The organism is Streptomyces sp. NPDC001728 (assembly GCF_040297565.1).
GTDB lineage: Bacteria > Actinomycetota > Actinomycetes > Streptomycetales > Streptomycetaceae > Streptomyces.
In genome coordinates this window covers 42,638-63,792 of record NZ_JBEOZK010000021.1, presented here as the reverse complement: position 1 = coordinate 63,792, position 21,155 = coordinate 42,638, and the positions used below count along the sequence as shown (strand labels likewise).

The window sequence follows — 21,155 nt, the reverse complement described above, 5'->3', positions numbered from 1 at the left end:
TCAGGCAAAAATCCGTTCCTCGCAGGTCAGCCCAGGGGGGCGGTGGGGGTCATTCGTTGGCCGCGCGGGGGCGGTCGTCGTCCGCGTACTGGTCGAAGAGCGGGGTGCGGCCGTGGTCCCGGTCGCGGCGCGGCGGGGTGCTGCGCTGACGCGGGGCCGGGGAGGGGGCGGGGGCCGGGTCGGCCGCCGTGGAGGAGCGGGCCGCGCTCCAGGTCTCCGGGTCCGTGATGTCGATGCCGCTGGTGGCGCGCGGGGCGACCGGCGCGGTGACGTACGTGGGCAGCGGCACCGGGACCGGGTCCCAGCTGTCGCCCCGGGGGCCACGCTCGCGCTGCTGGTCCACCCACTCCGCGTGGTCGGTCTGCTCGACCAGGGCCCGGCGGTCCGCCTCCTGCGGGGAGGGCGCCTCCTCGGGGGACGGTTCGGGCGTGGGGGCCGGGCGCCGGCTCTCCCGCAGCCGGGCCGCCGCCGCCTCGGCGCGCCGCCGGTCCATCACGTACACGAAGCGGCGCCGTTCCTGGACGCGCAGATGCACGATGTACGCGCTCAGCAGCAGCGCGGGGACGGCCGGCGCCCACAGGAAGGGCACACCGCCGACGGCCGCGACGACCGCGCCGAGGCTGAACCCGGCGAAGAGGAGCGTCGTGGTCCTGCGGCGCCGCGCGAGCACCTCGCCCCGGCGGGCGCGCTCGGCCGCGGCCCCCGAAGCGGGGCGTGCCTGGGCGGAGTGCGGACCCGGGGCCTGGGCCGGTGCCTGGACCTGGGCCGGGGCCCGTTCCGGCTCCGGCGCCGGGACCTCCAGGCGCGCTTCCGTCCTGGCCGCGGGCGCGGAGAAGGCCCGGACGTCGACCGAGCTGAGATGCTCGGTCTCCACGTCCGGGTCCACGTCGGGCGTCGGACCCTCCGCCGTACGGTCCCGCTCCTTCAGCTCCTTGGCGTACCGACGCTCCATGCCCGCCCGTCCGGAAAGCAGCCGGATGGCGGTGCTGAAGCGTTCCGTCGGACGGGCTTCGTTCAGCTCGTCCTGCCTGCGGAGCCACATCGGCACCAAGTAGGCGGCCCAGGCCCCGACGATGACTGCGTAGATGAGGCCGCTGCTGCTCACGACTCACACGGTAGAGGGGTTCAGTAACACGCATCGGCCAATTGGCCCGGTGTGTCGCACGATCTGGCTGATATCACTGAACTTTTTTGTGATTGTTCAGATCGATTGACCGCCAACTACCGATTGAATTCGAACACTTATTTCATTCTTGCCTGGTGCCAGCGCCTGAGCAGCCCCTCCGGGACCTCCTCCGCCGTCAGCGCGAAGACCAGATGGTCCCGCCAGGCGCCGTCGATGTGGAGGTAGCGGGGCCGCAGCCCCTCCTCGCGGAAGCCGAGCTTCTCCACGACCCGCCGCGAAGGCCCGTTCTCCGGGCGGATGCAGACCTCCATCCGGTGGAGGCCCACCGTGCGGAAGCAGTGGTCGACCGCGAGCGCGACCGCCGTCGGCATCACCCCGCGCCCGGCGACCTCGCTGTCCACCCAGTAGCCCACGTGCCCCGAGCACATCGAGCCCCAGGTGATCCCGGCGACCGTCAACTGGCCGACGAGCCGCCCCCGGTACTCGATGACGAACGGCAGCATCCGGCCCGCGTTCGCCTCCGACCGCAGATGGCGGACCATCTGACGGTACGTGGGGCGCTGTGCGACCGGGGCGCCCGGAGGCGCCGGCGGGACCGTCGCCTCCCAGGGCCGCAGCCACTCGCGGTTGCGCCGGTTCACCTCGCGCCAGGCGGCGTGGTCGCGCATCTTTATCGGACGGAGCAGCACCTCGCCGTCGACGAGGACCACCGGCCAGGACGGGATCACGACGGTCTCGGGTGGTCGCCGCCGCGGATCTGGTCGACGGCGTGCCGCAGGACCGGCTCCAGCACGGTCAGCCCGTCCCGCACCCCGCCGGTGGACCCCGGCAGGTTCACGATCAGCGTGCCGCCCGCGACCCCCGCGAGGCCCCGCGAGAGGGCCGCCGTGGGCACCTTCTCCCGGCCGTACGCCCGGATCGCCTCCGGGATGCCGGGGATCTCCCGCTCCAGGACCCGGCGGGTCACCTCGGGCGTCTCGTCGGTGGGCGAGATGCCCGTACCGCCGGTGGTGACGATCACGTCGTACCCGGCGGCGATCCCGGCGCACAGGGCGGCCTCGACCGGCGCCCCGTCCGGGACGACCCGCGGGCCGTCGACGGCGAAGCCCATCCGGGTGAGGCCCTCGGCGATCAGCGGGCCGCCCTTGTCCTCGTAGACGCCGGCCGCCGCCCGGTTGGAGGCGGTGACGACCAGCGCGGAGTACGGGGCGGACAGGGCGCCGCCGAGGCCCGCGTCGGGTGCCGCCGGAAGGTCCTCGTGCTCGTGGTCATGGGTTCCCGACACCCGGCCCGCGCGCGTCACGACCCGCTCCGCGTCCAGTGGCCCGACTTGCCGCCCGTCTTCTCCTCCACCCGTACGTCGGAGATGACCGCGCCCTTGTCGACCGCCTTCACCATGTCGACCACGGTGAGGGCCGCCACGGAGACCGCCGTCAGAGCCTCCATCTCGACGCCCGTCCGGTCCGTGGTCCGCACGGTCGCCAGGATCTCGACCGCGTGGTCGGTGACCGCCAGGTCCAGCGTCACGCCGGAGAGGGCGAGCGGGTGGCAGAGCGGGATGAGGTCCGGGGTCCGCTTGGCGCCCATGATCCCGGCGATCCGGGCGGTGGCCAGCGCGTCGCCCTTCGGGACGCCCTCGCCGCGCAGCAGTTCGATCACGCGCGGCGAGACGAGGACCCGCCCGCTGGCGCTGGCGGTGCGGGACGTGACGTCCTTCGCCGATACGTCGACCATGCGGGCGGCGCCCGCCTCGTCGATGTGGGTGAGACCTTGCTGCGTGCTCATCGCCGTGACACTCCCGGTCGCTGTGTGGGACGACACCGTACCCCCACCCTCGCCCCGTCAGCCGAGGAGGACCACTTCCAGCTCGGCGCCCGGTTCCACGCTCACCGTCTCCTCCGGGACCACGAGCAGGCAGTCCGCGTGCGCCAGGGCCGCGATCAGATGGGACCCGGCGCCGCCCACGGGGGTGACGGTGCCCGCCTCCGGGTCGTACGTCCCGCGGAGGAACTGTCTGCGCCCGGCCGGCGAGGACAGCGCCCCGTCCCCGGCCAGCTCCGCCCGCACCCGCGGCCGGTGCAGGTCCCCGACGCCCATCAGAGCGCGGATCGCGGGCCGGACGAACAGCTCGAAGGAGACGTACGAGGAGACCGGGTTGCCCGGGAGCGCGAGCAGCGGGATCTGCTCGTCCCCGACCGCGCCGAAGCCCTGCGGCTTGCCCGGCTGCATGGCCAGCTTGCGGAAGTCGACCTGCCCGTCCGCGCTCAGCGCCTCCTTGACCACGTCGTACGCGCCGACGCTCACCCCGCCCGTGGTCACGATGAGGTCCGCCCGGATGAGCTGGTCCTCCACGGTGGCGCGCAGCGACTCGGCGTCGTCGGCGACCGCGCCCACCCGGTACGCGAGCGCGCCCGCGTCCCGGGCCGCCGCGGCGAGCGCGAAGCTGTTGGAGTCGTGGATCTGGCCCTCGCCCAGCGGCTCGCCGGGCTGGACCAGCTCGCTGCCCGTGGACATGACGACCACCCGGGGCCGGGGCCGCACCCGGACGGTGCCGCGCCCGATCGCGGCGAGCAGCCCGATCTGCGGCGGCCCGAGGACGGTGCCGGCCGCGAGGGCCAGCTCCCCCGCGCGGACGTCGCTGCCCTGGGCGCGGACATGGGCGCGGGCCTCGACGGCGCGGTGCACCCTGACCTCGCCGGCCGCGCCCTCGGGGGCGGTGCTGGCGGCGGTCATGCCGGTGGCCGCGCCCCCGCCCGTACCGCCGTCGGTCCATTCGACGGGGACGACGGCCTCGGCGCCGGGCGGCAGCGGGGCGCCGGTCATGATCCGGGCGGCCTGGCCGGGGCCGACCTCGGGCAGGCCTCCGGCGCCCGCGGCGACATCGCCGATGACGGTGAGGACGGCGGGGAACTCCTCGGTGGCACCGGCGACATCGGCGACCCGGACCGCGTACCCGTCCATGGAGCTGTTGTCGAAGGGGGGCAGCGCGGCCGGCACCGTCACGTCCTCGACGAGGACGCAGCCCTGGGCGTCGAGGAGTTGCAGCTCGATGGGTTCGAGCGGGCCGACGGTCGCGAGGATGTCGGCCAGGTGCTCGTCCACCGACCACAGACCGCGCGCGGGGCCCGCGCAGGGGTCGGCGGGCTTCTCCTCGTCTCCGTGGCCGTGCTCGTGGTCGTCGTGGGACGGTGCCGTGCTGCTGCTCAAGGTGCTACATCTCCTCGCTGACGTATCTCCGGAGCCAGGCCCGGAAGTCCGGTCCCAGATCTTCACGTTCGCACGCGAGTCTGACAATGGCACGCAGATAGTCCCCGCGGTCGCCGGTGTCATAGCGGCGGCCCTTGAACACGACCCCGTGCACCGGGCCGCCGATCTTCTCGTCGGAGGCGAGCTTCTGCAGGGCGTCGGTCAGCTGGATCTCGCCGCCGCGGCCCGGCTCGGTCTCCCGCAGCATCCCGAAGACGGCCGGATCCAGTACGTACCGGCCGATGATCGCGTAGTTGCTGGGCGCCTCGCCCGCGTCGGGCTTCTCGACCAGGTCCGTCACCTTCACCACGTCGGAGTCGACGGTCACCTCGACCGCCGCGCAGCCGTACAGGTGGATCTGCGAGGGCTCGACCTCCATGAGGGCGATCACGCTGCCGCCCTCCCGCTCCTGGACCTCCACCATCCGCGCGAGCAGCGGGTCTCGCGGGTCGATGAGGTCGTCGCCGAGGAGGACCGCGAAGGGCTGGTCGCCGACGTGCGGGGCGGCGCACAGGACGGCGTGGCCGAGGCCGCGAGGGGCGCCCTGGCGGACGTAGTGCATGGTGGCGAGGTCGCTGGACTCCTGGACCTTGGAGAGGCGTTCGGCGTCGCCCTTCCGGCTCAGGGCTTCCTCCAGCTCGTAGTTCCGGTCGAAGTGGTCCTCCAGGGGGCGCTTGTTCCGGCCGGTGATCATCAGCACGTCGGAGAGACCGGCCGCGACGGCCTCCTCCACGACGTACTGGATGGCCGGCTTGTCGACGACCGGCAGCATCTCCTTGGGCGTCGCCTTGGTCGCCGGGAGGAAGCGGGTGCCGAGGCCGGCGGCCGGGATGACAGCCTTGCTGATCCGGCCGAGCCTGGGGAGCGACTGATTCATGCGGTGCACCTTAGCCGTTCGAAATGAGAGGAAGATGTGCCTTTGATTAACTTCCTCCGGATAAAGACAGTTACGAGATTTCCACGGATACCCATGAGGCCGTCATGACACCTGAGATGTCCGAAAAGACCGCGCTGCGCAGTCGCCTTCTGGCCGCCCGCGCCGCACTGAGCGCCGATTCCCTGGCTCACACGGCCGGTTCCCTCGCCCGCCAGGGACTGGAACTGGCCGAACTTTCCCAGGCGTCCACGGTCGCCGCCTATGTGTCGGTCGGCCGCGAACCGGGCACGCGCGCGTTGCTCGACGCGCTCCACGCGCGCGGAGTGCGGGTCCTGCTCCCCGTCCTGCTCCCCGACAACGACCTGGACTGGGCCGCGTACGAGGGTCCTGGGCGGCTCGCGAAGGCCGGCCGGGGACTGCTCGAACCCCTCGGCCCCCGGCTCGGCCCCGAGGCCGTGTGCGCCGCCGACGCCGTCCTGCTGCCGGGCCTCGCGGTCGACGGGCGCGGGATGCGGCTCGGCCGCGGCGGCGGCTCGTACGACCGGGTGCTCGCCCGGCTCGCACGCGCGGGCGTGGATCCGGCCCTGGTGGTGCTCCTCTACGCGGACGAGGTGGTCGCCCGGGTCCCGGAGGAACCCCACGACCACCCCGTTCACGCGGTGGTGACCCCCGAGGGGGTCACCCGCTTCCGTCCGGCCCCTACGGCTTGAGGACCAGTGTGTCCTTCGTCGACGCGTCGACGGCCGCCTTGCCGTACGCCCAGCCGTAGAGCTCGCCCTTCGCCCACGCGTCCGTCTGGTCGGTGTAGTTCGAGTGGAAGGCGTGCCCGGAGGCGCCGGTCAGGTTGATCCAGCGGGACCTGTCCCAGTCGCCGACGTTGACGACCATGCGCATCGAAGGCACCCAGATCACGTCGTAGCCGCCGGCCGCGTTCCAGCCGGTGGCGTCGACGGCCGCCTCGCCGCCGCCCAGGTTCCACGGGCCGCGGTTGAGGAGCTGCTGCACCACTCCGGGTCCGGCGGTGCCGAGGGTCTGGTTCTTCAGGGTCAGCTGGTGCAGCCGGCCCCAGCTCCAGGTGGAGACGTCCTTGCCGAGCTTGGCGGTCAGCTCCCAGCGCGCGTCCTTCATGGCGCGGGCGAGCAGCTGGTCACGGGTCTCGGTGGCCGGGTCCAGGCGGTTGGCGGGGGTGGTCCACCACTCGCTCTTCTCCTGCTTCAGGAGCGGGCGGACGATCTCGTACCAGCGGTCGCCGCCGTCCGGCTGCGCCGAGTCGGGGTCGCGCTCGCCGCATTCCCGTACGAGCTTGTTCTGCTCGTCGACCGGGCCGGTGGCCTCGGCCGGGCGGACGTTGATGCAGTCGCCCTCGGCGCGCAGTTCCTTGGGCAGCTTGTTGCCGAAGGACAGCTTGAGGACGTTGCGCCAGACCGCGTTGAAGTAGGCGGCGGCGGCCGAGTCGGGCTCCTGGGTGTAGTCCCAGCCCTCCAGGAGCTTCTGCGCCTCGCGGACGTACGGGTCGGAGATGTCGATCTTCAGCAGCAGCGGGTTGAGCAGAGTCGCGATCTCGCTGCGGTTGTCGGTCTGCATGGTCCGCATGTCGTCCGGCGAGATCTTGCCGCCGTCCTTGGTCTTCGACTCGATGAGGTCGTTGATCCGCTGGCTGCGCGAGCCGTAGCCCCAGTCCTTGGTGAGCAGGTCGGGGTAGGCCTTCTCGTCGATGACGGCCTGGTTGGCGGTGACGATGTAGCCGCGCTCGGGGTTGTACTCGTAGGGCAGCTGCGCGAAGGGGATGTAGCCCTTCCAGCGGTACCTGGAGTCCCAGCCCGGTGCGGGGAGGGTGCCGTCGCCGGTGCCGCGCTGCGGGATCTTGCCCGGGGACTGGTAGCCGATGTTGCCCTCGGTGTCGGCGTAGATCAGGTTCTGCGAGGGGACCTCGAAGTTCTTCGCGGCGGCCCGGAAGGAGTCGAAGTCCTTGGCGCGGTCGAGGGCGAAGATCGCGTCCATCGACCGGCCCGGCTGGAGGGCGGTCCACTGGAGGGAGACGCCGTAGCCGGTGCCGCGGTCGGGGGCGGCGTTGCGGACGGGGGCCTTCTGGCCGACCGTCTCCAGTTCGGAGGAGCGGTCGGAGACGAGGGGGCCGTGGCCGGTGGAGCGGACGGTGATCTTCCGGTCCTCTCCGCCGGCGACCTTGATGGTCTCCTCGCGGCTGGTGAAGGGCTTGACCTTGCCGTCGACGAGGTAGCCGTCCGGGCCGATCTTCTCCAGGTAGAGGTCGGTCACGTCGGCGCCGAGGTTGGTGAGACCCCAGGCAATCTTGTCGTTGTGTCCGATGATCACACCGGGCATGCCGGAGAAGGTGTAGCCCGCGACGTCGTAACGGCAGGTGGCCGAGACCGAGCGGCAGTGCAGACCCATCTGGTACCAGAGGGACGGCAGCTGGGGCGCGAGGTGCGGGTCGTTGGCGAGCAGCGGCTTGCCGGAGGTGGTGAGCCTCCCGGAGACGACCCAGGAGTTCGATCCGATGCCGTTGCCGTTCGGGCCGAGCAGGGCCGGGATCGTGTCCAGGACCTCGGAGAGCGCCCCGAGCTGGGACTGCGCACCGGAGCCGCCGGGGCCGTCGCCCTGGGTGTCGCCGGTGGTGACCCCGTCGCCCTCGCCGTCCTCGCCGCCCGCCTTCGGGTCGAACTTCCCGGTCGACTCGTCGACGGCGCCCCGGTCCACGATCGGCTGGTGGAGCGCGTACGGGTACTCCGGGTACAGCTGCTTGATCTGGCTCGCGCTCAGCCGGCTCGTCATCAGCGAGCGGTCGATCTCGTCCTGCATGTTGCCGCGCAGGTCCCAGGCCATCGCCTTGAGCCAGGCCACCGAGTCCACCGGCGTCCACGGCTCGATCGCGTAGTCGTTGGTGAGGGCCAGGGCCGCGTACTCGACGGAGATGTCGGCCGGGTCCCGGTCCTTCAGATAGGCGTTGACGCCCTCCGCGTACGCCTGGAGGTACTTCTTCGTCTCCGGCGTGAGGACCGAGTCGTACTCCTGCTGCGCGACCCGGCGCCAGCCGAGCGTGCGCAGGAAGGAGTCGGTCTCGACCTGGCTCTCGCCGAACATCTCCGAGAGCCGGCCGGCGGTCACGTGCCGCCGGACGTCCATCTCGTAGAAGCGGTCCTGCGCCTGGACGTAGCCCTGGGCGCGGAACAGGTCCGCCTCGTTGTCCGCGTAGATCTGCGGAACGCCGTTCGCGTCCCGCTTCACCTCGACCTCGCCGGAGAGCTTGTCGAGCCGGATCTCGCCCGTGGTCTGCGGGAACGAGGCCCGGACGGTGCTCACACCCCAGTACCCGCCGTATCCGACGCCCGCGACCAGGGCGAGGACCAGGACGAGGAGGATCAGGCGGGCGCGCCGCCCTTTCTTCTTGGCGGGAGGCGCGGTCGTGTTGGAGGGCATCGCTGTCCTTCGAGGGGCAGGGTGGTCCTGGAGTACGGGAGCAACCTTAGGCGCAGCGTCCGGACGACCCGGACGCGGTGTCAGGAAGAGAACCGTACTGATGAGCGACGAGATGCAAAGAGCGCGTCAAGAAAGCGTTAAAGATTAGGTAAGGTAACGAAGTACCGGCCGCTGGAGGAACGATCCAGCTGCATGCGAGGGGAAGGACCGGCCACTGACTGTCCACGATCTCAACGAACTCCTGCTCATCAGCTCGCTCGTGCTGCTGATCGCGGTCGCGGCCGTACGGATCTCGTCCCGGAGCGGGCTCCCCAGCCTGCTGCTCTACCTCGGCATCGGCATCGCCATAGGCCAGGACGGCATCGGCAATGTCGCCTTCGACAACGCTGAACTCACGCAGGTCATCGGCTACGCGGCCCTGGTCGTGATCCTCGCCGAGGGCGGTCTCGGCACGAAGTGGAAGGAGATCAAGCCGGCTCTTCCCGCCGCGGTCGTCCTCTCCACCGTCGGCGTCGCCGTCAGCGTGGGCATCACGGCCTCGGCCGCCCACTACCTCGTCGGCCTCGACTGGCGTCAGGCGCTCATCATCGGCGCCGTCGTCTCCTCCACCGACGCCGCCGCCGTCTTCTCCGTCCTGCGCAAAGTGCCCTTGCCGTCCCGCGTCACCGGTGTCCTGGAGGCCGAGTCCGGCTTCAACGACGCCCCCGTCGTGATCCTCGTCGTCGCCTTCTCCACCGCCGGACCCGTCGACCACTGGTACGTCCTCGTCGGCACGATCGCCCTCGAACTCGCCATCGGCGTCGCCGTCGGCCTCACCGTCGGCTTCCTCGGCGCCTATGGGCTGCGTCACATCGCGCTGCCCGCCTCCGGTCTCTACCCGATCGCCGTCATGGCCATCGCCGTCGTCGCCTACGCGGCCGGCGCCTTGGCCCACGGCTCCGGATTCCTCGCCGTCTACCTGGCCTCGATGGTCCTCGGCAACGCCAAGCTGCCGCACGCGCCCGCGAACCGCGGCTTCGCCGAAGGGCTCGGCTGGATCGCCCAGATCGGCATGTTCGTCCTGCTCGGGCTGCTCGTCACCCCGCACGAGCTGGGCCACGACTTCTGGCCCGCCGTCGTCATCGGCCTGGTCCTGACGATGGTCGCCCGGCCGATGGAAGTCCTGGTCAGCCTGCTGCCCTTCCGCATCCCCTGGCAGGAACAGGCCCTGATGTCCTGGGCCGGCCTGCGCGGCGCCGTCCCCATCATCCTCGCCACCATCCCGATGGTGTCGGGCATCGAGGGCAGCGAACGGATCTTCAACATCGTGTTCGTGCTCGTCGTCGTCTACACCCTCGTACAGGGCCCGACCCTGCCCTGGCTGGCGAAGGCCCTGAAGCTCGGCGACTCCGGCGAGGCCGCCGACCTCGGCGTCGAATCCGCGCCGCTGGAACGGCTCCGCGGCCATCTCCTCTCCGTCGCCATCCCGGAGCACTCCCGGATGCACGGCGTCGAGGTCGCCGAACTGCGCCTCCCCGCCGGAGCGGCCGTCACCCTCGTCGTACGCGAGGAGGCCAGCTTCGTACCGGGCCCCGCGACCGTCCTGCGGCACGGCGACGAACTCCTCGTCGTCGCGACCGATCCGGTACGGGACGCCACCGAGCGGCGGCTGCGCGCGGTCGGCCAGGGCGGCAAGCTGGCCGGCTGGCTGGGCACCAGCGGGGCCACCGCGGCCTCGGCCCCCTCGGCCGCGGCACAGCGGTTCCACCGCCACAGCGAGCAGCACAGACGAACATCCGGTTGATCCCAGGCATTATTTCAAGGGAGGGAGCGTTTTCCCAGGCGGGAGGACGCTCCTCCCTGTACCATGAAGGCACACTTGATCGAACCAACTCTGCCTGACGCAGAGCTGGCGCGACCGTATGGCGGCCGTGGCGCCCCTCCTCCGTGGGGCCGGCCCGGTATCTACCGCAGTAACGCGCATGAGGACAGCTCTCGGCGACACCCGCACCACCGTGCCGGGGCGCGCTACCAGGCGGCAGAAAGGCCAGGACCGTGGCATCCACGGTCATCTCCGACAAGCGGCCCGGCTACGGGCAGCTCCTGCGCACCCCCGGTGCGCTGTCCTTCCTGCTCCCCGGCTTCGCCGCCCGGCAGCCCTTCGCGATGCTGACCATCGGCATCGTCCTGCTCGTCCAGCACACCACCGGCTCCTTCGGCAGCGCCGGCGCCGTCGCCGCCGCCACCGGCGTCTCGATGGCGCTGTTCGCCCCGCAGAGCGGCAAGCTCGCCGACCGCTTCGGCCAGCGGGCCGTGCTGATCCCCGGCGTCCTCGTCCACACCGCGTCCGTCTCGCTGCTCGTGGCGCTCGCGCTGGGCGGCGCCCCCCTCTGGGCCCTGTTCCTCGCGGCCGTCCCCGCCGGCGCCTCGGTGCCGCAGGTCGGGCCGATGGTCCGGGCCCGCTGGGCCGCCAAGCTCGACGGCACCCCGCTGATGCCGACGGCCGCCGCCTTCGAGTCCGTGACCGACGAGTTCACCTTCGTCGTCGGCCCGGTCCTCGCCACCGCCCTGTGCACCGGCGTCCACCCGGCCGCCGGCCTGATCGCCGAGGCCGCCCTCACCCTCGTCGGCGGGCTCTTCTTCGCCGCGCAGCACGCCACCCAGCCCGCGTTCGGCGCCTCCTCGGCCCACGCCGCCGAGCCCCACCGCTCGGCGCTCTCCATCCCCGGCGTCCGGGTCCTGATCGTCGCCTTCCTCGGCATCGGCTCCGTCTTCGGCGGCATGCAGGTCTCCCTGACCGCCTTCACCGCGGAGATCGGCAACCCCGGCGCCAACGGCCTGCTCTACGGCGTCTTCGCCGCGGGCAACATGCTCGCGGGCATCGCCATGGGCGCCGTCGCCTGGAAGTCCGGCCCCCGCCGTCGGCTGATCCTCGGCTACGCCGGCCTCACCGTCGCCGCGTCCCTGCTGTGGACCACCCACTCGGCGCTGCTCCTCGGCGCCCTGGGCCTGGTCGTGGGTCTGTTCATCGCCCCCGCCCTGATCACCGGCTACACCATCGTCGAGACCCTGATCCCGGCGTCCGCCCGTACCGAGGCCTTCACCTGGCTCACCGGCGCCGTCGCGCTCGGCCAGGCCGCGGCCGTAACGGTCGCCGGCCGCCTCGCCGACGCCCACGGCGCGAGCACCGGATTCCTGGTCCCGATGGTGGGCACGGCGCTCGCCCTGGCCACGCTCCTGGCCCTGCGCTCGCGCCTCAGGCCGCGCGAGACGAGCCGCGTCACGGCGCGTGGTGTCGGTCACCGCGTGCCGGTGGCGGTGGACTGATCCCGCGGAATACGTCAGTATGGATCGTCGTTAGCACTCGATGAGTGTGAGTGCCAGGAGGAAGACAAGTGCCGACCTACCAGTACCAGTGCACCGAGTGCGGCGAGGGCCTCGAGGCGGTGCAGAAGTTCACCGATGACGCGCTGACCGAGTGCCCCCAGTGCAAGGGCCGCCTGAAGAAGGTGTTCTCGGCCGTCGGCATCGTCTTCAAGGGATCCGGCTTCTACCGGAACGACAGCCGCGGCTCGTCGTCCAGCAGCTCGCCGGCCGCGGCGAAGTCCTCGACCTCGTCGGCGTCCGCTTCGGACGCGAAGCCGGCCGCTTCGAGCTCGTCGTCCGGTTCCTCTTCGACGGCGTCCTCGTCGTCGTCGAGCGGCTCGTCGTCGAGCGCCGGAAGCTCGACCTCGGCCGCCTGACCAAGGCCGGTTCCTACGGTTCTCATACGAGGCCCCGTCGTTCGCGACGGGGCCTCGGTGTTTCCCGGTGCCCCGCATAGGGTGGCCGCCATGGCGACCCAAGACACGTACGCGGACATCGGTGTGATCGGCGGCTCCGGCTTCTACTCCTTCCTGGAGGACGTCACGGAGGTCTCCGTCGACACCCCCTACGGCAGCCCCAGCGACTCCCTCTTCCTCGGTGAGATCGCCGGCCGCCGGGTCGCCTTCCTCCCCCGCCACGGCCGCGGCCACACGGTCCCGCCGCACCGCATCAACTACCGCGCCAACCTCTGGGCCCTGCGCTCCGTGGGCGTACGGCAGATCCTCGGGCCCTGCGCCGTGGGCGGCCTGAGCGAGGAGTACGGGCCGGGCACCCTCGTCGTCCCCGACCAGCTCGTCGACCGTACGAAGCACCGCGAGCAGACCTACTTCGACGGAGTACGCCGGGCAGACGGCGCCACGCCCCGCGTCGTCCACGTCACCTTCGCCGACCCGTACTGCCCGGACGGGCGGCGGGTCGCCGTCAAGGCGGCACGGGGGCGGGGCTGGGAGCCCGTCGACGGCGGCGCCATGGTCGTGGTCGAGGGGCCGCGCTTCTCCACCCGGGCGGAGTCCCGCTGGCACGCGGCGGCCGGCTGGTCGGTGGTCGGCATGACCGGGCACCCCGAGGCCGTCCTCGCCCGTGAACTGGGCCTTTGCTACACCTCCCTCGCACTCGTCACCGACCTGGACGCGGGCGCCGAGACCGGCGACGGCGTCTCCCACACCGAGGTGCTGCGGGTGTTCGGCGAGAACGTGGGCCGCCTGCGGGAGGTGCTTTTCGACGCGGTCGGCGCCCTGCCGGCGACGCTGGACCGGGACTGCCTGTGCACCCACGCGCACGACGGCTGGGATCTGGGGATCGAGCTGCCGTAAACCCCCCTGGGGGGTGAGGGAGTTGTCCACAGGTACGGGGTGGTCCCCAGGCCGGAGCGGGCGGGCGGCGGGGCCGGGAGAGTGGGAGCCGATCCACTCCCGACCAGGACGGCGGCGGCCACGATGACGACTCCTTCCCCTCCTTCTTTCCCCTCTTCCGCTTCCTCTTCTTTCCCTTCTCCACCCTCTGGTTCCTCCCCGGCCGGCTTTCCCTCGCCCGTTCCGGCGCGGGCGGGCCTTCCCTCGCCCGTTCCGGCGCGGGCGGGCCTTCCCTCGCCCGTTCCGGCGCGGGCGGGCCTTCCCTCGCCCGTTCCGGCGCCGTGCGTGGTGCCGTTCTTCGAGCCGCTACGGGTGCGGGGCACCCGGCACCGGCTGCGCAGGGCGCTGCGACGGGGCCGGCACCTGCCCGCCGTGCTGCTGGCCCTGGTGGCCATGGCGCTGGCCGTCGGGGGTGGTACTCCACGGCCGGAGGCCCCGGCGACCACCGTCGCCGCCGCTCGCGCCCGGCCGCCCGTGGTCGTCCGGCCGGTGTCGGTCCCGGTGCGGATCGCCGACGCCGCGACCGTACGACTGCTGCGTCCCGGCGACCGGGTCGACGTGATCGCCGCGCCCAACTCGGCGCTCGGCGAGGCGGGTGAGGCGCGGGTGGTCGCGACGGGCGCCCGAGTGGCCGAAGTTCCGCACCCGGGTGAGACTCGTTCGGACGGAGGGGCGCTCGTCGTCCTGTCCGTGCCACGGGCGACGGCGGCGGCCCTCGCAGGTGCCGGTGTCACATCCCAACTGGCGGTGGCAGTGTGCTGATTAGCACTGATGCCCTGTCAAGTCACCGTTGCGTGTGTACGGATTGGACGCCTCTGCGCCCTGCACGGCCTAATGGCTCCGCACCCTGCAACACAAGCGACGAAAGGCACCTCGGTGGCCGAGAAGAAGGAAAGTTTGCTGGGAGGCTTCAAGGCCTTCCTGATGCGCGGCAACGTGATCGACCTGGCGGTGGCGGTCGTCATCGGTGCGGCGTTCACGAACATCGTGAACTCGGTGGTCAAGGGCCTCATCAACCCGATCGTCGGCGCCTTCGGCACCAAGGACCTGGAGAGCTACGCGTCCTGCATCAAGGGCACGTGCGCGGTGGTCAACGGGGAGGTGCAGGGCGTCCGGCTCCAGTGGGGCCTGGTCCTCAGCGCCGTGCTGAGCTTCCTGATCACCGCGGCCGTCGTCTACTTCCTGATGGTCCTGCCGATGGCGAAGATCCTCGCGAAGCGCGCCGCGCACGACAAGGCGAAGGAGGGGGTCGCGGAGACCATGGAGATCAGCGAGCTGGAGGTGCTCAAGGAGATCCGCGACCACCTCGTCTCACAGCGCGGCCCCTCGTCGGGCACGGGAACGGGCGCGGGCGGCGGATCGGGGACGCACCCCACCTCCTGACCGGCACCCCGTGCCGGGATCAGAGGTGGTGCGGCGGCTTCTCGTCGAGGAAGCGCGCGAGGTCGGCGGCGCTGTCACCACCGGCCGGAGGCCGCTCGCCCCATCCACGGTCCGTGTCGTCCGCGGACTGTCGATCCAGCGGATCGTCGAAGACGAGTCTCGGCTTCGGACTGTTCTCGGGGCTGGAAGTTACGCCGGGCCGCTTCGCGTCTCGCGGTCCGTGGGCGGGGGCGGTGCTCATACCTCCAGGGTACGCCGGTGGAACCGCGGGTCAGCGGGTCAGCGGGTCAGCGGGTCAGCGCATCAGCGGTCCTTCGGGTCGACGGCCCAGAGGCCGAGCACCACGAGGAACGACAGGACGAGGAAGCCCGCACCCCACCACGCGGTGCCGGTGTCGCCGGTCATCCACTCGTCCACCACGATGGTCAGCCCCCACAGCTGGCCGATGACCACCGTGAGCGCCAGTGTCAGGCGGGCCGTCAGCTTGGCGGAGCGCTCCGGTTCCTGCTCCGTGCCGGCCCCGGGGCCCGGCCCGGTGCGGGTGATGCGGGGGTCGCCGTACCCGCTGGTGGGGCGGATCTGCGGGTATCGCTCGTGCACGGGACGGTTCAGGCGTGGCTGCGCGCTGCCGGGGGTGTACACGGGGCGGGGAGGAGCGGTTTCCGGGGTCGTGGGGGCTGCCGGAGTCGTGGGTGCGGCCGGAGGCGTGGGAGCTTCCGGGTCCCTGGGGAACGGGCTCTCGGTCATGTGCGCTCACTCCTCTCCGGGTCCGCGGCGCTTCGGCAGATGCGGAGGGCGTCGCCCTGCTCGCGGCAGAGGCCGTCCCTGGCGCTCTCGCCCGAGCGGGCGGTGCCGATCGCCCACACGCTGCCGTCGACCTGCTCCACGAGCAGCACCTTCGGCAGGGCGCGGGGCGGGGGGCCCGCGCTGACCTCGCCGGTCCGCGCGTCGAAGATGCCCTCGTGGCAGGGGCAGTACAGCTCGCCCTCGCTGCCCCGCTCCTTGCGCCACAGCACGGCGCAGGCGAGATGGGTGCAGACGGCGGAGTAGCCGGCCAGGGTGCCGTCGTCCAGGCGGATGGCCACCGCGCGGTCCTCGTCGCCGGGGTAGCGGAAGGCGAGGGACTCGCCGGGTTCGATCCGGTCGGCGATCTTCTTCGGATCGGGCGCCCCGTCGCTGTCGCCGTGCCGGTGCAGGATGCCGGAGGCGACGGCCACACCGCCGACGGCGAGGCCGCCGGAGACGGTGGCGACGATCCGCAGGTAGTCGCGGCGGGAGGTGAGCGCGTCGGCGGCGATCCGGTCGTGGAGCGCTGCCTGTGCCGCGTCGGAGTGGGGGTCCGAGGCGGGCGGCTGGGGATCGGTGACGCTCAACGGACATCCCTTCCATTGATCTCGACGACGGGCAGGCCGCCGGGTACCGGCCACTGGACCCGGTCGGCGGGGACGACCATCGCCACCCCGGTGGAGACGGTGGTGGTGCCGAAGGTGAAGGAGTCGGCGACCTGGACGCCGGGGCGTTCGGCCTGGAGCTCTTCGAGGGTTCCGTAGAAGAGGGCGCCCGTGGGGCAGACGGTGGCGCACATCGGGGCGAGGCCGTAGGCGGTGCGGTCGTAGCAGAGGTTGCATTTCATCTGCAGCTTCGCCTGGAGGTCGATCTTCGGTACGCCGAAGGGGCAGGCGTTGACGCAGTTGGCGCAGCCGATGCAGCGGGTGGTGTCGGCCTGCTGCACGACTCCGTCGGCGGTGACGAGGATCGCGTCGGCGGGGCATACCTCGGCGCAGGGGGCGACGGGGTCCTCGCAGTGCATGCAGACGGTGGGGAGGGAGGCGACGGAGTGGCCCTCGTCGGGGTAGTCGAGGTGGATCATCGACTTGCCGCGGTGGGAGTCGCATTCGCGGCAGGCGGAGACGCAGGCCTGGCAGCCGATGCAGCGGCCCGGGTCGATGAAGATCGTGCGGCCCATCATGTGCGGGTCAGCTCCTCTCCGCGGTGCCGCGGCCCTGGGGGGAGGTGGGGGGCAGCGGGTCGGTGCGGGAGACCTGGGTCTCCGGGTAGGCCTGTCGGCCGGGGGCGGTGGGTGGGGCGGGGACCTCGTCGATGCGTTCGGCGGCCTCGATGCGGGCGGCGCAGACCTTGTACTCCGGGATCTTGGAGCGGGGGTCGAGGGCGTCGATGGTGAGGGCGTTGGCCGAGGTGGGGACGGGCCAGTGGTAGGGGATGAAGACGGTGTCGGGGCGGATGGCCTCGGTGACCAGGGCAGGGAGGACCTCGCTGCCGCGGCGGGTGACGACACGGACGGGGTCGCCGTTGCGGAAGCCGTGGGAGGGGTGGACCTCGACCCAGGGGCGGGGGGTCTGTTCGACGAGGGCGCCGAGGCGGCGGGTCTGGTTGCCGGAGAGGAAGTGGGCGACGGTGCGGCCGGTGGTGAGCGAGAGGGGGTACTCCTCGCTGTACGGGTCCATCGGCGGGTGCCATTCGACGACCTGCAGATGGATCCTGCCGTCCGGGTGGTAGCTGCGGCCGTCCTCGAAGAGCCGGGGGGTGCCGGGGTGCTCGGTGGTCGGGCAGGGCCAGGCGATGCCGCCGGTCTCCTCCAGGCGTTCGTAGGTGATGCCGTAGTAGTCGTTGACGGTTCCGGCGGAGGCGATGCGGAGTTCCTCGAAGACGGAGCGGGAGTCGGGGAACTCGAACTTGTCGCCGGCGCCGAGCCGCCTGGCCAGCTCGCACATCACCCAGGTGTCGGTGCGGACGCCGGCCGGGGGTTCCTGGGCCTTGTTGTGCTTGACGACCCGGGCCTCGGCGTTGGCCATGACGCCCTCGTCCTCGGCCCACACGGTGACGGGGAAGACCACGTGCGCGTTGGCGGCGGTCTCGGAGAGGAAGAAGTCGAACTGGGCGTGGAACTGGAGTTTGTCGTAGCCGTCCTTGACGGTGGCGTAGTTCGGGAGCGAGACGAAGGGGTTGTTGCAGATGCCGACGAGGCCGCGGATCTCCTCGCGCTGCATCTGCCAGACCATCTCCATCATGGAGGTGCCGGCGGGCGGGAGTTCGGCTTCGTCGATGCCCCAGATCTCGCAGATCTGGCGGCGGTGCTCGGGATTGGTGATGGAGCGCCCGCCGGGGAGGAGGTCGGACTTCTGGCCGTGTTCGCGGCCGCCCTGGCCGTTGCCCTGGCCGGTGATGGTGCCGTAGCCGGCGCCGGGCTTGCCGATGTTCCCGGTGGCGACGCAGAGGTTGATGATGCTGAGGCAGTTCTCGACGCCCTGGGAGTGGTGCTCTACGCCGCGGGCGTGCCAGGCCATGGCGTTGCCCGCGCCGGCGAACATCCGGGCGACCTGGAGGATCTGCTCCTCGGGGACGCCGCAGATCTCGGCCGACCTGGCGGGCGGGTAGTCGGCGACGGTCCGCCTGACCTCGGCCCAGCCGGTGGAGTGGGCGGCGAGGTAGGCCTCGTCCGTGAGTCCCTCGGTGACGACGACGTGGAGGACGGCGTTGAAGAAGGCGGAGTCGGTGCCGGGCTTGAGGGCGACGTGGACGTCGGCGGTGCGGGCGACGGCGGTCTCGCGCGGGTCGACGACGATCAGGGTGGCGCCCCGGTCGCGGGCTCCCCACAGGTACTGGGTCATGACGGGGAAGCACTCGCCGACGTTGGATCCGGCGATGAGCAGGCAGTCGGTGAGGAGGATGTCGGAGAAGGGGTTCCCGGCGCGGTCGATGCCGAAGGCGAGCTTGTTGGCGCCGGCGGCGGAGACCATGCAGAGGCGTCCGTTGTAGTCGACGTGCCGGGACTTCAGGGCGACTCGGGCGAACTTGCCGACGAGATAGGTCTTCTCGGAGAAGAGGCTCGCGCCGCCGAGGAGGCCGAAGGAGTCGTTGCCGTACTCGCCCTGGATGCGGCGGATCTCGGAGACGGTGTGGTCGAGGGCCTCGTCCCAGCTGACCTCGCGGAACTCCTCGTCGCGGCCCAGGCGCATCAGCGGGGCGGTGAGCCGGTCGGGGTGGTTGACCTGCTGGTAGGCGTTGATGCCCTTGGGGCAGAGCCGCATCCGGTTGATGTCGTGGTTGCGGGGCTCGACGCCGAAGACCTTGCCGCCGCGGTCGACGCGGAGGTACATGCCGCACTGGACGCCGCAGAAGCAGCAGTGGGTGGGGACGAGGGTCTCGCCGTTCTGGTCGGCGCGCCACCGGTCGGCGGGGATGCCACCGGCGTCCCGGAAGTTACGGGTCCCGGGCGGGGCGAGAGAGGGGTCGAGCGGCAGCGCCCGGCTGGGGTCGGTCGCGGTCACTTGAAGCCCTTCTTCACGTGGTCGAGGTAGGCGCTGCCGCGCAGGACGCGCTTGCAGCGGGGGCAGTACTCGGCCCATTCGGCGAAGCCGAGGTCGAGGTCGCGCATGGTGCCCTGGAGGTTCTCCACGTACGGGGCGGTGTCGATGGGCTCGTGGCAGCGGCGGCAGGCGAGGACTTCCTCGTCCTTGCGGCGGGAGGTGTACTTGAAGAGCTGCATGCCGAGGGCGGCGGGCCGCTGGACGATGTGGAAGAACTTCCCGAAGGGGATGTAGATGAGGGTGAAGACCACCGACACCATGTGGAGGATCGCGAGGAACTCGTAGCCTCCGCCGTGCAGGAAGATCGACGAGAAGGTGAGCAGGAGCCCGGTCACGGAGATGACGACGAGGGCGATCAGCGGCACCAGGTCGTAGGCGAAGCGCTGGCCGGTGACGGCCCCGCGGTCCTTCATGCGGCGCCAGAGGAAGTAGGCGGCGCCGGAGATGACGAGCACGGCGGCGATGTCGAGGCCGTGGAACATCAGCCAGCCGAGGACGCTGAGCGAGTCGAAGCCGATGATCTTGAAGCCCCAGATCCGCATCTCGTAGCCGGGGCCCGAGCCGGTGGAGGAGGTGAAGGTGAACCAGCCCCAGGTCAGCGGGAAGGTGATGGCGGCGGCGAGCAGACAGCCCCAGAAGACGAGCTGGTGGGCGGCCCAGCGGGCGTGGGAGCGGGCGCCGAGGAACTTCTGGAAGCCGAGGTAGGTGGCGATCATCTTCGGCAGCGCGGTGGGCGCCCTGCGGAAGTTCGCCGCGGAGAAGAAGGAGCCCCAGCCCTTGCGGAAGAGGCGGCGGGCGCCGGGGGCGGAGATCCAGACGGTGTAGCGGTAGGCGACGCCGAAGGCGAGGAAGACGGTGGCGACGGCGTAGGGCAGGAGGGCCGAGTCGAAGTCGCGGAGCAGGCGGCTGCCGAGGACGATCGCGAGGATCAGCAGGACGGAGACGGCGGTCCCGGCGAGGGTGGCGCGGCGGCGGACGGCTGCCGGGGTCTGGGGCGGGAGGCCCGCCGCCGGGTCTCGTGGGCTCGCCCGGTCGGGGGCGTCCACGGCGGTTCCGGTGGCCGGGTCGCCCGGCGGGGGTGTCGGCTCGGCGGTCTGCGGTGGCTCGGTCACGCGGCCACGGTAAGGCCGTACGTGATCCTTTGCCCTGTTTTGGGTGCTTCTGGGGTGAGGGCGTCGCCCGGACGGTGTTCTGGCCCGTTCGCAGGGTCCGGCCCGTTGGCGGCCGGGTCCTCAGATCGCGTTCAGGCCGTGAGCGCGGAAGACCTCGCGGACCTCTGCGATCTGCTCGGGGCTCGGGGACGGTGTGTCGTGCAGGGTGAACGGCTTGGCGAGTGCTTGCCACTTCGCTTCGCCGAGCTTGTGGAAGGGCAGGATGTCGACGCGGGAGACGTTGCCGAGACCCCCGGCGAAGGCGGCGACTCCCTCGACGTTGGCGGGGTCGTCGGTGAGGCCCGGGACGAGGACGAAGCGGACATGGACCTCCTGGCCGAGGTCGGCGAGCCGCCTTGCGAAGTCGAGCGTGGGCCTGAGGGGCCGGCCGGTGACCTTCTCGTAGGTGCCGGGGTCCCAGGACTTGATGTCGAGCAGCACCAGGTCGGTGTCGCGCAGCAGGGCGTCGGTGGCGCGGACGCCCAGGAAGCCCGAGGTGTCGAGCGCGGTGTGGAGGCCGAGCTCGTGCTTCATGCGGTGGAGGAGTTCGCCGGTGAAGACGGGCTGGAGGAGCGGTTCGCCGCCGGAGATGGTGGCGCCGCCGCCGGAGGCGGAGATGAAGCGGACGTACTTGCTCCCCTCGGCGATCACGTCGTCGGCGGAGGTCCGCTTGCCGTTGCGCATCTTCCAGGTGTCCGGGTTGTGGCAGTAGAGGCAGGTGAGGGGGCAGCCGGAGAGAAAGGTGACGAAGCGGGTGCCGGGGCCGTCGACGCCGGTGGAGAGGTCCCAGGAGTGGACCGATCCCTCGGAGGGCCGCTGGGTGGCAGCGGCGGCCGGGGTGGCGGGCAGGACCGGGATGTCGGGTCCGAGGAGTGCGGCCATTGCAGGGCCTCCGGGAAGGGGTGGAGC

General features: G+C 71.6%; 21 protein-coding genes. 7 read left to right on the top strand and 14 right to left on the bottom strand.

The features are described 5' to 3' along the window. Positions 1–49 precede the first annotated feature (49 nt). The 6 genes from sepX to galU form a co-directional block, all read right to left on the bottom strand. A complete protein-coding gene (gene sepX, locus ABT154_RS26915) occupies positions 50–1,105 on the bottom strand; it encodes a divisome protein SepX/GlpR (protein WP_351859890.1) in 1,056 nt (351 codons plus the stop codon). A 137-nt stretch (positions 1,106–1,242) separates the two neighbouring features. Further along, a complete protein-coding gene (locus ABT154_RS26910; protein WP_351859888.1) occupies positions 1,243–1,854 on the bottom strand; it encodes a GNAT family N-acetyltransferase in 612 nt (203 codons plus the stop codon). Then, positions 1,851–2,411 carry a MogA/MoaB family molybdenum cofactor biosynthesis protein gene (locus ABT154_RS26905; RefSeq protein ID WP_502969598.1) on the bottom strand — a complete coding sequence of 187 codons (561 nt, stop codon included), beginning with the start codon at positions 2,409–2,411 and terminating at the stop codon, positions 1,851–1,853. The genes ABT154_RS26910 and ABT154_RS26905 overlap by 4 nt, the downstream gene beginning before the upstream one ends. Positions 2,412–2,425: 14 nt before the next feature. Continuing rightward, on the bottom strand, positions 2,426–2,911 hold the full coding sequence (moaC, locus tag ABT154_RS26900; protein ID WP_351859886.1) for a cyclic pyranopterin monophosphate synthase MoaC: 486 nt from the start codon (positions 2,909–2,911) through the stop codon (positions 2,426–2,428). 57 nt (positions 2,912–2,968) lie between these two features. Further along, positions 2,969–4,237: a molybdotransferase-like divisome protein Glp gene (glp, locus tag ABT154_RS26895; RefSeq protein WP_351860027.1), complete on the bottom strand. Its 1,269-nt coding sequence runs from the start codon at positions 4,235–4,237 to the stop codon at positions 2,969–2,971. A gap of 100 nt (positions 4,238–4,337) precedes the next feature. Further along, positions 4,338–5,249, bottom strand: a complete 912-nt coding sequence (gene galU, locus ABT154_RS26890) for a UTP--glucose-1-phosphate uridylyltransferase GalU (protein ID WP_351859884.1) — start codon at positions 5,247–5,249, stop codon at positions 4,338–4,340. Between the two features lie 104 nt (positions 5,250–5,353). On the opposite strand from galU, the gene ABT154_RS26885 reads away from it, so the two are divergent. After that, positions 5,354–5,959, top strand: coding sequence for a 5-formyltetrahydrofolate cyclo-ligase (locus ABT154_RS26885; RefSeq protein ID WP_351859882.1), 606 nt, complete (start codon positions 5,354–5,356; stop codon positions 5,957–5,959). Here the strand turns inward: ABT154_RS26885 and ABT154_RS26880 are convergent. Next, a complete protein-coding gene (locus ABT154_RS26880) occupies positions 5,949–8,687 on the bottom strand; it encodes a penicillin acylase family protein (protein WP_351859880.1) in 2,739 nt (912 codons plus the stop codon). The genes ABT154_RS26885 and ABT154_RS26880 overlap by 11 nt on opposite strands. 259 nt (positions 8,688–8,946) lie before the next feature. On the opposite strand from ABT154_RS26880, the gene ABT154_RS26875 reads away from it, so the two are divergent. The 6 genes from ABT154_RS26875 (at position 8,947) to mscL (ending at position 14,767) form a co-directional block, all read left to right on the top strand. Further along, a complete protein-coding gene (locus ABT154_RS26875; RefSeq protein ID WP_351859878.1) occupies positions 8,947–10,470 on the top strand; it encodes a potassium/proton antiporter in 1,524 nt (507 codons plus the stop codon). Positions 10,471–10,721: 251 nt separating this feature from the next. Continuing rightward, on the top strand, positions 10,722–11,993 hold the full coding sequence (locus ABT154_RS26870) for an MFS transporter (protein ID WP_351859876.1): 1,272 nt from the start codon (positions 10,722–10,724) through the stop codon (positions 11,991–11,993). A gap of 68 nt (positions 11,994–12,061) precedes the next feature. Then, positions 12,062–12,409: an FmdB family zinc ribbon protein gene (locus ABT154_RS26865; RefSeq protein ID WP_351859874.1), complete on the top strand. Its 348-nt coding sequence runs from the start codon at positions 12,062–12,064 to the stop codon at positions 12,407–12,409. 90 nt (positions 12,410–12,499) lie between these two features. Next, entirely contained in the window at positions 12,500–13,345 is an 846-nt protein-coding gene (locus ABT154_RS26860; protein ID WP_351859872.1) for an S-methyl-5'-thioadenosine phosphorylase, read from the top strand. A gap of 324 nt (positions 13,346–13,669) precedes the next feature. Continuing rightward, positions 13,670–14,146 carry an RcpC/CpaB family pilus assembly protein gene (locus ABT154_RS26855; protein WP_351859870.1) on the top strand — a complete coding sequence of 159 codons (477 nt, stop codon included), beginning with the start codon at positions 13,670–13,672 and terminating at the stop codon, positions 14,144–14,146. Positions 14,147–14,260: 114 nt separating this feature from the next. Next, positions 14,261–14,767 (top strand): large conductance mechanosensitive channel protein MscL, encoded by a 507-nt coding sequence (mscL, locus tag ABT154_RS26850; RefSeq protein ID WP_351859868.1) that lies wholly within the window; start codon positions 14,261–14,263, stop codon positions 14,765–14,767. Positions 14,768–14,786: 19 nt separating this feature from the next. Here mscL and ABT154_RS26845 read toward each other — a convergent pair whose 3' ends face one another. The 7 genes from ABT154_RS26845 to pflA all read right to left on the bottom strand — a co-directional run bounded on the left by ABT154_RS26845 (position 14,787) and on the right by pflA (position 21,128). After that, a complete protein-coding gene (locus ABT154_RS26845) occupies positions 14,787–15,008 on the bottom strand; it encodes a hypothetical protein (protein WP_317876109.1) in 222 nt (73 codons plus the stop codon). A 62-nt stretch (positions 15,009–15,070) separates the two neighbouring features. Further along, positions 15,071–15,514, bottom strand: coding sequence for a hypothetical protein (locus ABT154_RS26840; RefSeq protein WP_351859865.1), 444 nt, complete (start codon positions 15,512–15,514; stop codon positions 15,071–15,073). After that, positions 15,511–16,140 carry a QcrA and Rieske domain-containing protein gene (locus ABT154_RS26835; protein ID WP_351859862.1) on the bottom strand — a complete coding sequence of 210 codons (630 nt, stop codon included), beginning with the start codon at positions 16,138–16,140 and terminating at the stop codon, positions 15,511–15,513. The genes ABT154_RS26840 and ABT154_RS26835 overlap by 4 nt, the downstream gene beginning before the upstream one ends. Beyond that, the gene (locus ABT154_RS26830; RefSeq protein ID WP_056554403.1) at positions 16,137–16,736 is read right to left on the bottom strand and encodes a 4Fe-4S dicluster domain-containing protein; all 600 of its coding nucleotides are present in this window, start codon (positions 16,734–16,736) and stop codon (positions 16,137–16,139) included. The genes ABT154_RS26835 and ABT154_RS26830 overlap by 4 nt, the downstream gene beginning before the upstream one ends. A gap of 7 nt (positions 16,737–16,743) precedes the next feature. Further along, a complete protein-coding gene (locus tag ABT154_RS26825; RefSeq protein ID WP_351859859.1) occupies positions 16,744–19,056 on the bottom strand; it encodes a molybdopterin oxidoreductase family protein in 2,313 nt (770 codons plus the stop codon). Continuing rightward, positions 19,053–20,141 (bottom strand): MFS transporter, encoded by a 1,089-nt coding sequence (locus ABT154_RS26820; RefSeq protein ID WP_502969597.1) that lies wholly within the window; start codon positions 20,139–20,141, stop codon positions 19,053–19,055. The genes ABT154_RS26825 and ABT154_RS26820 overlap by 4 nt, the downstream gene beginning before the upstream one ends. 186 nt (positions 20,142–20,327) lie before the next feature. Continuing rightward, positions 20,328–21,128 (bottom strand): pyruvate formate-lyase-activating protein, encoded by an 801-nt coding sequence (gene pflA, locus ABT154_RS26815; RefSeq protein WP_351859855.1) that lies wholly within the window; start codon positions 21,126–21,128, stop codon positions 20,328–20,330. Between the last annotated feature and the right edge of the window lie 27 nt (positions 21,129–21,155).

Excerpts from the sequence above, each read along its gene's own strand:
- moaC (WP_351859886.1), bottom strand. The coding sequence starts at position 2,911 with ATGAGCACGCAGCAAGGTCTCACCCACATCGACGAGGCGGGCGCCGCC.
- galU (WP_351859884.1), bottom strand. The coding sequence starts at position 5,249 with ATGAATCAGTCGCTCCCCAGGCTCGGCCGGATCAGCAAGGCTGTCATC.
- ABT154_RS26885 (WP_351859882.1), top strand. The coding sequence starts at position 5,354 with ATGACACCTGAGATGTCCGAAAAGACCGCGCTGCGCAGTCGCCTTCTG.
- ABT154_RS26880 (WP_351859880.1), bottom strand. The coding sequence starts at position 8,687 with ATGCCCTCCAACACGACCGCGCCTCCCGCCAAGAAGAAAGGGCGGCGC.
- ABT154_RS26860 (WP_351859872.1), top strand. The coding sequence starts at position 12,500 with ATGGCGACCCAAGACACGTACGCGGACATCGGTGTGATCGGCGGCTCC.
- ABT154_RS26845 (WP_317876109.1), bottom strand. The coding sequence starts at position 15,008 with ATGAGCACCGCCCCCGCCCACGGACCGCGAGACGCGAAGCGGCCCGGC.
- ABT154_RS26840 (WP_351859865.1), bottom strand. The coding sequence starts at position 15,514 with ATGACCGAGAGCCCGTTCCCCAGGGACCCGGAAGCTCCCACGCCTCCG.
- ABT154_RS26830 (WP_056554403.1), bottom strand. The coding sequence starts at position 16,736 with ATGATGGGCCGCACGATCTTCATCGACCCGGGCCGCTGCATCGGCTGC.
- pflA (WP_351859855.1), bottom strand. The coding sequence starts at position 21,128 with ATGGCCGCACTCCTCGGACCCGACATCCCGGTCCTGCCCGCCACCCCG.